At 35.9% G+C, this 12,198-nt stretch carries 11 protein-coding genes; 3 read left to right on the forward strand and 8 right to left on the reverse strand.

Annotated features, from left to right (window positions below; translation table 11 throughout):
* Positions 1–24: 24 nt before the first annotated feature.
* From HX021_RS19025 to HX021_RS19040, 4 genes are all read right to left on the reverse strand, one after another.
* Complete coding sequence (locus HX021_RS19025) at positions 25–552, reverse strand: adenine phosphoribosyltransferase (RefSeq protein WP_286592162.1); 528 nt, start codon at positions 550–552, stop codon at positions 25–27.
* Positions 539–1,495 (reverse strand): ComEA family DNA-binding protein, encoded by a 957-nt coding sequence (locus tag HX021_RS19030; RefSeq protein ID WP_286592164.1) that lies wholly within the window; start codon positions 1,493–1,495, stop codon positions 539–541. Before HX021_RS19030 ends, HX021_RS19025 begins: the two co-directional genes overlap by 14 nt.
* Positions 1,496–1,603: 108 nt before the next feature.
* A complete protein-coding gene (locus tag HX021_RS19035) occupies positions 1,604–2,908 on the reverse strand; it encodes an efflux RND transporter periplasmic adaptor subunit (RefSeq protein WP_286592165.1) in 1,305 nt (434 codons plus the stop codon).
* Between the two features lie 22 nt (positions 2,909–2,930).
* The gene (locus tag HX021_RS19040) at positions 2,931–4,295 is read right to left on the reverse strand and encodes a TolC family protein (RefSeq protein WP_286592166.1); all 1,365 of its coding nucleotides are present in this window, start codon (positions 4,293–4,295) and stop codon (positions 2,931–2,933) included.
* Positions 4,296–4,417: 122 nt separating this feature from the next.
* Here HX021_RS19040 and HX021_RS19045 point away from each other — a divergent pair, with 122 nt between their 5' ends.
* Positions 4,418–4,960: a polysaccharide deacetylase family protein gene (locus tag HX021_RS19045; RefSeq protein WP_502959016.1), complete on the forward strand. Its 543-nt coding sequence runs from the start codon at positions 4,418–4,420 to the stop codon at positions 4,958–4,960.
* Positions 4,961–4,962: 2 nt separating this feature from the next.
* Here HX021_RS19045 and HX021_RS19050 read toward each other — a convergent pair whose 3' ends face one another.
* From HX021_RS19050 to HX021_RS19065, 4 genes are all read right to left on the reverse strand, one after another.
* Complete coding sequence (locus HX021_RS19050) at positions 4,963–5,760, reverse strand: DUF4249 family protein (RefSeq protein WP_286592168.1); 798 nt, start codon at positions 5,758–5,760, stop codon at positions 4,963–4,965.
* A gap of 8 nt (positions 5,761–5,768) precedes the next feature.
* Positions 5,769–8,093, reverse strand: coding sequence for a TonB-dependent receptor (locus HX021_RS19055; protein WP_286592169.1), 2,325 nt, complete (start codon positions 8,091–8,093; stop codon positions 5,769–5,771).
* Positions 8,094–8,231: 138 nt separating this feature from the next.
* Positions 8,232–9,098, reverse strand: a complete 867-nt coding sequence (locus HX021_RS19060; protein ID WP_286592170.1) for an alpha/beta hydrolase — start codon at positions 9,096–9,098, stop codon at positions 8,232–8,234.
* A 60-nt stretch (positions 9,099–9,158) separates the two neighbouring features.
* Entirely contained in the window at positions 9,159–10,043 is an 885-nt protein-coding gene (locus tag HX021_RS19065) for a hypothetical protein (protein WP_286592171.1), read from the reverse strand.
* A gap of 54 nt (positions 10,044–10,097) precedes the next feature.
* Between HX021_RS19065 and HX021_RS19070 the strand changes: the two genes are divergently transcribed.
* Both HX021_RS19070 and HX021_RS19075 read left to right on the forward strand, forming a co-directional pair.
* Complete coding sequence (locus HX021_RS19070; RefSeq protein ID WP_286592172.1) at positions 10,098–10,985, forward strand: DUF4377 domain-containing protein; 888 nt, start codon at positions 10,098–10,100, stop codon at positions 10,983–10,985.
* A gap of 255 nt (positions 10,986–11,240) precedes the next feature.
* On the forward strand, positions 11,241–12,194 hold the full coding sequence (locus HX021_RS19075; RefSeq protein WP_286592173.1) for a glycoside hydrolase family 43 protein: 954 nt from the start codon (positions 11,241–11,243) through the stop codon (positions 12,192–12,194).
* Positions 12,195–12,198 lie beyond the last annotated feature (4 nt).

Here is a 12,198-nt window from a genome sequence, read left to right on the forward strand (position 1 = left end):
ATAAATAAACACTTAACAGCTACATCAATAACTTACTAATGAATAAATATGATCGCTGAATCGAGACAATCTGCCTTTTGCTTTCAGAAAGTCCAATGAGATAATAAAACTGTAAGCTGCTATTTCTCCACCAAGTTTTTCAATAAGTTTACTTGCGGCAACCACGGTACCTCCAGTTGCCAAAAGATCATCATGGATCAATACTCGGCTGCCATGTGCAAAAGCATCTTCATGAATCTCGATAGTTGCTTGTCCATATTCCAAAGCATATGACTCGGCAATTGTTCTAAAGGGTAATTTTCCTTGCTTACGAATTGGAATAAAGGGGAGTCCCAACCGATTTGCAAGTAAAAATCCAAAAAGAAATCCTCGACTCTCAATTCCGGCTATCACATCAATTTCTATTCCTTTAAGCTGATCAATAATAGCATCAATCATTTCATTGCAAAGTGTAGCATCTTTCAATAATGGGGTGATGTCCTTAAATACGATCCCCGGCTTTGGGAAATCCACAATATCACGAATTTCCAGTTTCAATTTATCTTGAATCATTCTCAAAAATTAAATACGGAGCGATTTTCGCAATAGCAAGGTCTGAAAGCGTTCCAATTTTTGCCAAATCTTCTATATTAGCATAATTGCCATGCTGATCCCGATAGTTGATTATTAATTTCGCATCCTTCGGGCTAAGATACGGATGTTTGGCCAATGAATTTGCATCAATCTGGTTAATATTGATTTTTTTGACCCCATCCACATTAGACACTACAATCTCATCTTTGATCATCTCATATGTTTCGACTGAAACCCCATAGACCTCTTTCAACTGCTCTATACGATAAAATCCGCCAAGCACATCTCTATATTTTAAAATACGTTTCGATAGTATTGTACCGATCCCCTTCAGTCTCATTAAAGCTACAGTATCACACGTATTAACATCAATCAACTCACTCTTATTGGTCTCATATTTATCATATAGCATAGGTGCTTTCTCTATCGTCTTCTCTACAACAGGTTTTATATTGATATAAGGTTCAAGTTTTTTATATAATCTACTATTGATGGAGTATACTTTTTTTAGATCTTCTTTAACTTTGAAAGACCCGCCTTTTTTTTCGTAATTCTTGATCACAGTGATTTGCTTATCCGAAAGACCTAGTTTACGCCACTCTGTAACAGACAAATTATTGGGGTTGAAGTAAAATAATTTCGCATCCTCCGAATCAATTGTAGGTCGTTTTTTATGGATATTATTTTTTTTCTCTACATTCACCTTCTCATTAATATATTTCTTATTTGGAGAATCAATAATCTCTGTAGAATCATGAAACGACTGCTCAAAAACTTTAACCTGATTTGGGATTGGGTCTCCTGTACGCTGTTTTGTAATGATTGTATAGAGGACAATAAATAAGATAATGATCACTAAAATAATAAAGAACCCATTTTGTTCTGTTTTACTAAATTTAAAATAAGTTAATAGCCGTTTCATATGCGGTCACATAATTGGGTTTTTTAAATTTAATAAATTACAAAGAAAATGAAAAGGGAATTGTAAAAAAACAAATTCCCTTTTCATAACTCCAAACAATATGATTATTTATAACATTGACTTATCGACCTTTTCAACTTTACTTCCATCCTTTAGTGTCTTAGAAATTGCATCAAATGGTCGGGAAACAACCTGATCTCCTTTTTTAAGTCCAGACACCACAATGATATTTTTGTCATCCTGAATACCGGTTTTAACCAAGGTTTGTTTGACAGTCATATCTTTTAAAACAAATACATATTCTTGAACTTTTTTGTTTGTATTTGTAGAATCCTTGTCATCTGAGCGTACTGTAACGGATTGAATAGGTACCACTAATCCCTTATCATGCTTCGTAAATATTTGCACGGTTGCTGAAAGGCCTGGTTTAAAAGGAGAAGCTACATCTTCTCTAATCAAATCTTGATAAGATTCTGCACTAATACGAACTTTCACGTTAAAATTTGTCACTTGATCTGTTGAAGTAGTGGCAGCTGTTGTTGTGGCAATATTTTTTGATGAACTAGCTATTTCAGTTACCACACCTTTAAACTTTCTATCTTGAAACGCATCTACCTCGATCTCTGCTTGATTACCTACTTTTACATTATTGATATCATTTTCATTCACATCAACATTTACCTCCATAGTTGACATATTGGCAATACGCATAATCTCTGTACCTGCCATTTGCGCTGTTCCTACAACACGCTCCCCCTTTTCTATGGACAACAAAGAAATGATACCATCAGACGGTGCATAGATTGTTGTGCGATTCAAATTATCTTGCGCTTCCTTGACAGAAGCCTGCGATTGATCAATACCATATCGAGTGGAACGCACAGTTTCTCTTTGCGCCTGAATTGATGCCAAAGCTGAATAGTATTCTGAAGAACTCTTATCCATTTCCGCTGCAGATATCACTCTTTTCTCAAATAGTTCCTGGTTTCTCTTAAATGTAGCAGCTATATTCTTGAAATTTTCTTCCTGTTGTTTCAGCTGTTGCTGCGAAGCAGCCAGATTGGCACGTTGTGAATTTAATGCTGCTACAGAACGGTCGTACCCTGATTGTAAGATATCCGGTTTAATTCGACAGAGAACTTGTCCTTTTTTGACAAAATCACCTTCCTTAATATTAAGCTCCACAACCTCGCCCGAAACTTCAGAACTCAATTTGACTTCAATCTCCGGTTGTATTTTTCCACTTGCAGACACTAACTCGTCCACATCCATTTCCTTGACAACATCCACTGCTACCTTTGTGATATCTCCTTTGCCAAACCAGCCTGCTTTAAAGCCGATAAAAACAAATATTGCCAAAAGTGTTATTATAATTAATATAATTTTTATTACACTACGTTTTTTCTTTGCCATTTTCTTTAATTAATCAAGTAGGTTAATTGTTGTCGAATTGAATTGAGTTTCCTAAATAATAGTCGATGATCTTTGACTTGAAAATTACATTATATTTTGCTTGAATCAGATCAAATTCAGCTTTATTACGTTCTGTTTGCGCGGTGAATAATTCGAATGAATTTGCCATGCCAATATCATACCTCTCTTTTGTTGCCTTGTAGGCCGTTTCAGCACTTTCAAACGCAGTTGTTGCCGACACATATCCTTGTTTCGCTGCACTCACATCTAAAACCGCCTGATTGACAGCTTTATTTAAATTATTTTTGGCAAGCTGTTCTGCAGCCTCCGCCTGTTTCAAACCTATCTTTGCCTTGGCAACATTTACTCGATTTTGATTATTGGTAAAAATAGGAACATTCAATGTCATTCCTGTTCCAAAACTTTTATATAATTTAAATTGTTCAAATAATCCAATTTTCTGTCCTGTAATTGGATCTCTCCCACCCCAAGAATAACTGGAACCATAATTAATATTTAAATCTAAGCTCGGCAGATACCCCCCCTTGGCAATGTCAATCTGTTTGGCGGCAACATCTATATCAATCAGGGCTTTTTTAATATCCGGCTGATTTCTTAAAGCCATCTCAAAAACATCCGTGGAATTTTTGGATTCCGAATCGAGAAGCACACGCTCAACGCTCGGTCTGACAAGGGAAATATTAGTTTGCGGAGGCATTTCCATCAATTGTTTCAATGTTAACAATGACAATTCATATGAATTTTTTAGGTTGATCCTGTTTAATTCATCCGATGCCACTTGATTTTTTGACTTAGCAATATCCGCAACAGTTTTATTTCCCACCTCAAATTGAATTGAATCAAGCTGGAACTGTTGTTGAGAAAGTTTTAATTGTCCACCACTCGCAGTATACATTTCAAAATTCGTTATTGCCTCCAAATAAGTTACTAAAACATTCAGTATCAAATCATTTTTTATCTTATCGACCTGAGTTGAAGAGGATTCCAGTTGCATCTTATTGGCCTTAATCTGGTTAACTTGTTGGAAGCCCTTAAATAAATTAACAGATGACCCAATCCCGGGGTACATATTGTAGGACCATTGATTTCCTTTGACAAGCTGGTTGGTAGTACGATCCACAAAAAGACCGTTATTTAATTGTTGACTAACGCTTGCACTCAAACTTGGATATAGATTTGACTTTGCCTGAAACAAATCTTGGGCAGCCAACTCTTTATTCAGTTCAGCCTGCTTAATTTGTACATTGCGTTCTAAGGTCATGCGTATAGCATCGGCCACCCCTACGACTTGTTGGGCCTGAATCTGGTTACTTTTTCCCAAAAACAACCCAGTGAATAATACTGCAGAATAATAAAATCTTTTCATGTCCATATGTAGAACCATACAATTTTTTTAGATTTGAACTTCATTTATCGGTTATGTATTTTGTCAAATCTCCATTTTTCCTGCGTTGGCTTTATCCCAAATCTATTTGGCATATGCCACGGATGGAAAAAAAAGTCTATCTCACATTTGATGATGGTCCAATTCCTGAAATTACACCTTTTATACTCGATATCCTAAAAAAATATCAGGTTAAGGCAACATTTTTTTGTGTTGGTGAAAATATTAAAAAAAATCCACATTTATTTCAACGAATTTTACAAGAAGGTCACCAAGTTGGCAATCATACCTATAATCACCTCAAAGGTTGGGACACGGCAGACAGCTCTTACTTGGAAAATATAGCAAAATGTCAAGAATTAACAAAGACTGATCTTTTTCGGCCTCCGTATGCCAAAGCCAAAAAATCACAGCTTAGACAATTGTATAAAAAATATAGAGTTGTCATGTGGGATATTATGTCCGGCGATTTTGATCAAAATTTAAGCCCCAAAAAGTGCTTAGAAAACGTATTGTCCAACATCAATAATGGTTCGATAATAATCTTTCATGACAATATTAAAGCTATCCCACGGGTGACATATGCCTTGCCCAAAACGATAGAGTTTCTTTTAGAAAATAAATATCATATCGCCCGTATAGAATGAGTTTAGGGGTTACTATTCGTTAAAACCACTTCAGAGTCATAGTATTTTCCTACACTAACGCTAAAATACCCTAAAGCATTATTGCTGAGATTTGAAATAGGATTGGACGGTGAAGCTGCACCAGGATTAATCATCTGGAAACTATTCCAATAGTTATAAGCCCCCACATCAATGCATTGACGTAAAATATGTATCTTATCTCCTATTTTTAGATCTCTATCACGATCCACAATATCATGTTGGACTTCCAATCCATTATTGTATTTATCACTAAACACGTCAATAAAACGCATTTCACCGTTGTTTACAGACATTTTATACCTATAATAATTTCCTTTCTCCGGCGGATCATTAAAAATCATTGTCGGGTAATAGATAGTGTCTGTGAATAACACTCGTTCGGATAGCCCGATTGAATCCACATCCACATATGAAGGTAGGGTTGAAATTCCTTCTATCACCTTACCTTCCACAGTTTTGACATACAGCTGATAGCTTGTTTTCTCGCGTAGTCGCAATGTTTTATTGGTATAAACACCATCTGGTCCAGCGAGAAAAGTATAGATCTCATTGTTTTCTAAATTTTTGACCATGACTTCAGCATCTGTTATTGGCGAAAGAACTTCGTCTTTAATACCCACAACCTCTTGAATATTGATCTGATGTAATTGATCTGAAGCCATTAAATCAGCTGTAATAACTAGTTGTCCAGTATTTTCAGGTAATTCTAGGTCAATTTTGTCTTCACAACTGAATAGTATACCCGCAAATAGAGCAATCAGTCCTACTATTTTTTTCATTATTTGTATTAAAATTTAAAGTTCCAAGTAATGGATGGAATTATACCAAATAAGGCAATTCTATAAATCTCTGTAACGTTAGACTGCCCTTCTTTTTCCCTGAAATCAATCAAATAGGCATTCTTCCGATTATAGGCGTTATAAATACCAAAGGAAATACTTGAATAATTGTTTTTTGAACGTTTTATATCATAAGTCGCTGCGAGGTCCAATCGATGATAAGCAGGCATTCGTTGGCCATTCCGTCTATCATAATAGAAAATTGTCCTATCGTCAACAAAATACTTACCGGCAGGCATTGTTACTGCATCACCTGTATAATAAACAAAATTAGCGCTTAGATTCCATTTCGGATTTACTTGATATTGAGCCACAACCGCTATATTATGTGTTTTATCTTGACGTGCGTTGAACCATTCTCCCTCATTGATCTGCGCAAATTTTCGCTCACTTTTAGAAAGCGTATAACTTAGCCAACCACTGAATTGGCCCAATCGTTTCTTTAAAAACCATTCTATTCCAAATGCCCGTCCCTTACCAAATAGCAGCTGACCATCCAAAAATTCATTTGCTTGCAGATCAGCTCCGTTCCTGTAGTCAATTTGATTCTGTAGATTTCTATAATATCCTTCAACAGAAAATTCATACCTATTGGCTGCAAAATTTTTAAAATAACCAAGTGAATATTGTTTGGATATTTGAGGTTTGATTGTATTATTGCTCAACACATATTGATCTGTTGGTAAACTACTCGTAGTATTGCTCAACTGGTGTAGATATTGGACATTGGTGTTATATGAAGCTTTTAACGTCGTCGATTCATTAATGGCATAATTCAGGGAAACACGTGGTTCTAAATACAAATATTTCCTACCTAATTTTCCATCTCTTACATAGGTAGAATCGATGGGTTCTCCATCCTTGTCAAAAGTATAGAACATGCCCGGACCCAACGTCGCGTACCCTGTAGCTCGGATACCATAATTCAATTTCACTTTATCAGTAATAGACCAGTCATCTGCCAGATAAGCCGCAATGTCAATACCTTTTCGATGTTGAATGCGCAACGAATTAACCCTCGAATCTTCCCCGGCTTCAATACTGGCCGGTCGTATTTCCTGCAATGCCGTCTGCAAACCAAATTTTAGATTGTGTCGGTCTGAAAGGCTATATTGAAAGTCTTGTTTAAAATTATAATTATAAATATCGGAACGAATTTTAAAGTTATTATCATCCTCTATCGAGACCTGATAATTGAATTTGCTAAAAATAAACGTCGTATTACTGAATAATCTATTGCCCCACACATGATTCCAACGTATAGTTCCCGTTGCATTTCCCCAATTGAAATCAAACAGGTCATGATAGGCCATTGCATCCTTCCCAAAATACCCAGATAGGTAGATTGTATTCTTATCATTGATACGATAGTTTACTTTTGCATTGAGATCATAGAAAAATAAGGCACTTTTCTTGACATTTTCATCGTTTGAGAGTTTCAAGAATAGGTCGGCATAAGTACGCCTTCCTGAAATCATAAACGAGCTCTTGCCTTTTTGTATTGGTCCTTCTAATTTAAGTCTGGAAGCAATAAGCCCCAATCCGCCTTCAACATTGAAATGCTGATTATTGCCATCTAATGTTGTGATCTCCATAACGGATGAAATTTTACCGCCATATTGCGCCGGAACTCCTCCTTTATAAAAATTGACATCTTTGATGGCATCTGAATTAAATGTAGAAAAGAAGCCAAAAAGATGTGAGCTGTTATATACTGGCGCTTCATCCAATAAAATAAGATTTTGGTCACCACCACCACCCCGGACATAAAAATTGCTGCTACCTTCACCTCCGCTGGTTACACCAGGAAATAATTGGATCGTCTTGAGAATATCTTTTTCACCAAACAGAACCGGAACTTTTTCGATTTCTTTAGGACTAAACTGTGTGAGTCCTGGTGTCAAATCTTTCATTGATTTCCTCTTATTCCCTGTGACAACAACTTCTTCCAATTGATTTTCTTCCGGCACCAACTGGATAATATAAGTTGAATCTTTATCGAACTCAACCGATATGGCTTTAGTCTTATAGCCAATTGACGATACGCTTAGAACTGTACTGTCACTGCGAAAGGAAAGACTAAAAAAGCCATACTTATTGGAGGCAGTGGACTTTTGATCAAGATCATTATGAATCAACGCACCAATGATATTTTCACCACTAATACTGTCCCTAATAAACCCTGATATCGATTTAGTATGCTGACAATGACCATGCTGCACAGTAAATAAAAAAGAAGAAAAACAGAAAATAACCTTTAAAGGTTTAAACATATCAATTGAAGTCAATTTTTTTTGAAAATAATAAAAAAGCCTTACAATGTGTAAGGCTTAATAATAAGTTTATAATTTGTTAGTCAAGGTTTTCTATAAACAAAAATAACAATTTATTCATTCAAGCCAAATATTTATCTATTTTTTCTTTTCAGGCTGATCAAAATAGTTTTTAAAAAAGGCCATCTGGTACACAATTGATCGCGACCAATACTCCCAATTATGTCCTCCCTCACTGGTAATAAAAGTATGATTGATATTGTGATATAGGAGTTTATCATGTAGGGCCATATTAACAGCGTAGAAAAAATCATCTTTACCACAATCAATTATCAAGCGAAGTTTATTATTTATCAATTTTGACAACATATTGATAACAACTCGATTATCCCATTCCTGAGGTACATCACTATAATTACCGATACGATCATGAATTTCCCAATTTAAAGGAAAAGGTCTAAAATCCACTCCTCCAGCTGTACTACCCGCCGCACCATAAATATCTTGATGTTTTATAGCAAGCGACAAGGCCCCATGCCCTCCCATGCTTAATCCTGTAATCGCTCTTCCTTGACGATTTTTGATCGTGGCATAATGCTGATCGATATAAGCAATCAATTCGTTGGACACAAAAGTTTCATATTGATAATTCGGATCATTGGCAATATCCCAGTACCAACTGCCAAAACCGCCATCTGGACAGACGACTATATAACCATATTGATCTGTAAGATTAGCTACGCTTGAATTTTTGACCCAATTACTGTAGTTACCTGAATAACCATGAAGCAAGTATAACACAGGGTAATTTGCATGTTCTGAATACTTTTCAGGTAGAATTACAACTGTCTTAATTGCTTTTCCCATGGCCGCACTTTGAATAGATAACGTATCAACCTTAGCGGCATGACTTTTTGCCATAAAACATAACAATGCAGCCAGCACAAAAAATGCTCTTCCTATTTTGATGATCAGAAGATTTAAAGGATAGTTTGTTGTTTTCATTAGATTCTAAAATGATTCGTATTGTTTATTAAATTCAGGTTTTTATTTTTCCAGTTAGGCTTAGTGTTGATCATATTGCTTATAATTTTTTTCAAAAAAATAAAGATAAGATTTTAAACCAAAAGGACGCTCGCTAATTGTATAAAACCCTTCCCCCTCCGTGTCAAAAGTAAGAGCTTCACCTTGAGGTTCAACTTGGTAGGGCAATACAACAGGTTTCTGCCGAAGTATAGACGTCAACGGTTCACCATTTTTTCGTTTCCAATAAAAAATATGAGTAATATTTTTAATCAATACTTCCTTACCAGTTGGATCTATCGCCGCTGCAGTTGCAAACGTAAAGGGTAATTCCACCGTTTTGTTCAGTGTGAAATATTGTTGTTTCTGATTCGCAAAAACTGAAGCGCGATAGACTGTAGAATGAAATTCACGCTTGGAAATCACATATAACATGTTATCAAGAGGGTCAATCATAATAGATTCTGCATCTAAATGTCGCTGACCTGGAAATTTCAAAAATATAGTTTTGACAGATTGCTTCGGTATGACTATTGCATCCCCAATAGCTGGTTCAGGAAACATATACAAACAGAGCCAATTTCGCTTTCCTAGATTATCCCCTATATCGGCAAGCACAAGAAAATTCTTATGATCAATTTGCACACGATCTATATCTTCACAGTCAACCACATCTACCCCTTCGAGGGTAAATGTCTTCATCAGTTTAGCATTCGAATCAATCAAATATATATTTGCACCATCCCCACTGTCGTTGTGCACCCAGAATCTTTCTTTCGTACTTGCAGCAACAATTCCCGAAACTTCTTTCAGCTCAGGATCGACTAGTTCACCTAAAGCTATTTGCGTTTTAAAATAATCCTTATTATTTTGTCCATATATCTGTAGGGTGAGTAAGAAAAGTAGCAAAAATACTACTACTTTCATTCGCGCAACATTCATGTTTAAAGATACGGTTTTATTGATATTTAAATTCCTGTTATGAAGAAGTTCCTAAAATTCAGCTTAATCCTGCTCCTCCTCTTTACGTTCCAATATAATTCACAAGCCCAAAGTACTTCATTCCGGATAAAAGTAAAATCTGGTCTTCAACATACTCCACCTTATTTGGTCAAGTATTTCAATAGTAAAGACTGGGAAACTTTTTATTTAGACATTCAACAATTCGACTATGATCCAAAATTTGAATATAACATTCGCGTAAAAAAACATCGCATAAATCAACGTTCAACCTATATTTTGGATAAAATTATAAGAAAGTCTTCATCAGAAAATACGGATACCCTCACATGGGATGTCAACGAGACCTATGTTAATGCATCCAAATTAGGAAAAATGAAATGCCTCCAGATAAAATCTAACGAAAGCACCAAATGGGAATATATAACCACACCAATCCAAGGCTTTGATTACCGAGAAGGCTATCGCTATCGAATAAAAGTACAGCAAACGAAACAACAAGATACAGATACCCTCCAATATCAATTGATAGAAATCATCGCCAAAGAAAAGGCAACAGAACTCCCTAGCGTAGCTTCCTTCCTCGCCAGGTTTAAATGGAATTTACTTCAGCTCAATGGGAAAGATGTATCTACAAGTAGGGCAAGCATCGGATTTGATGCAAAAAATGGCACTGTCGCCGGATTTACCGGGTGCAATACCTTTTGGGGTAATTTTAATATTAAAGACAATTTAATACGTTTTTCACATCTGGCAAGCAACATGCGCTCTTGCAATGATATACATATTGAAAATGCTTTTTTTGACATCCTTGAACAAAAAAACATTCAGTTTGACATTGCAGAACAGACATTGAATCTATATGTTGGTAATAAATTGGTCATGATTTTCGGGCTTGAAAGACAATAAAAAAAACACCCGAAGTTTGGGGAACTCCGGGTATCTTAGCCATATTATTAACCTATTTTATGAAAAGTATTTATGTCACTTTGGAAATGACATAAGCAAATATGCGAAATAAATCTTCTCAAGTCAAAAGCCACAATAGCTTTTAACACAATTTTAACATTACAAAAAACAATGATACAAATAGGCATAAAAATGAGTCAATTCAGCACATTGATTTAGATTACACATAGTATATTAACAGTTTAAATAAGAATAATGATCAAAACCATTTTTACCACAGTCACTCTTTTATGGGCCGGTGCTCTACTTGCCCAACAGAACCCTGTTATAACCGGGAATTATGCTGATCCAGAAGGCATTATTTATGGCAACAAATACTGGATTTTTCCTACTTATTCAGCACCCTATGAAGAGCAGGTTTTCTTTGATGCTTTCTCATCTTCAGATCTGGCTACTTGGACGAAACACAGCCGTATTTTAGAAAACACGAATGTTAAATGGGCAAAAAAAGCAATGTGGGCACCTGCGGTATTGGAAAATGAAGGAAAATATTATTTATTTTTTGGTGCCAATGATGTTCATCAGGGTGAAATCGGGGGCATTGGTGTAGCAGTCGCAGATAATCCAGAAGGTCCTTATAAAGATCTTATCGGTAAGCCACTCATCAATGATATTATCAATGGTGCTCAACCCATAGATCAGTTTGTATTTAAAGACAAAGATGGAACATTCTACATGTATTACGGAGGCTGGAAACATTGCAACATTGTCAAACTCAAACCTGATTTTACAGGCCTTCTCCCTTTCGATGATGGAACATATTATAAGGAGATTACACCTAAAGACTATGTGGAAGGTCCATTTATGTTTATAAAAGATGGAAAATACTATTTTATGTGGTCAGAAGGCGGCTGGACTGGGCCAGATTATAAGGTAGCATATGCCATTTCCGACTCTCCGTTTGGACCATTTGAGCGGATCGGAACAATTCTTGAACGGGATCCTCAAGTAGCAGTTGGTGCAGGACATCACTCTGTTATTAAAATCCCCAATAAGGACAAATATTTCATTGTTTACCACCGCAGACCAATCGGGAAAGACGGAGCTAATGAACGGGTTACCTGTATTGAGGAAATGAAATTTGACAAAAATGGTCACATCATCCCAATCAAAATGACATTTACGGGAGTAAAATACCCTTTAAATTAATAAT

Origin of the sequence: Sphingobacterium sp. N143, assembly GCF_030325625.1 — a bacterium.
GTDB lineage: Bacteria > Bacteroidota > Bacteroidia > Sphingobacteriales > Sphingobacteriaceae > Sphingobacterium.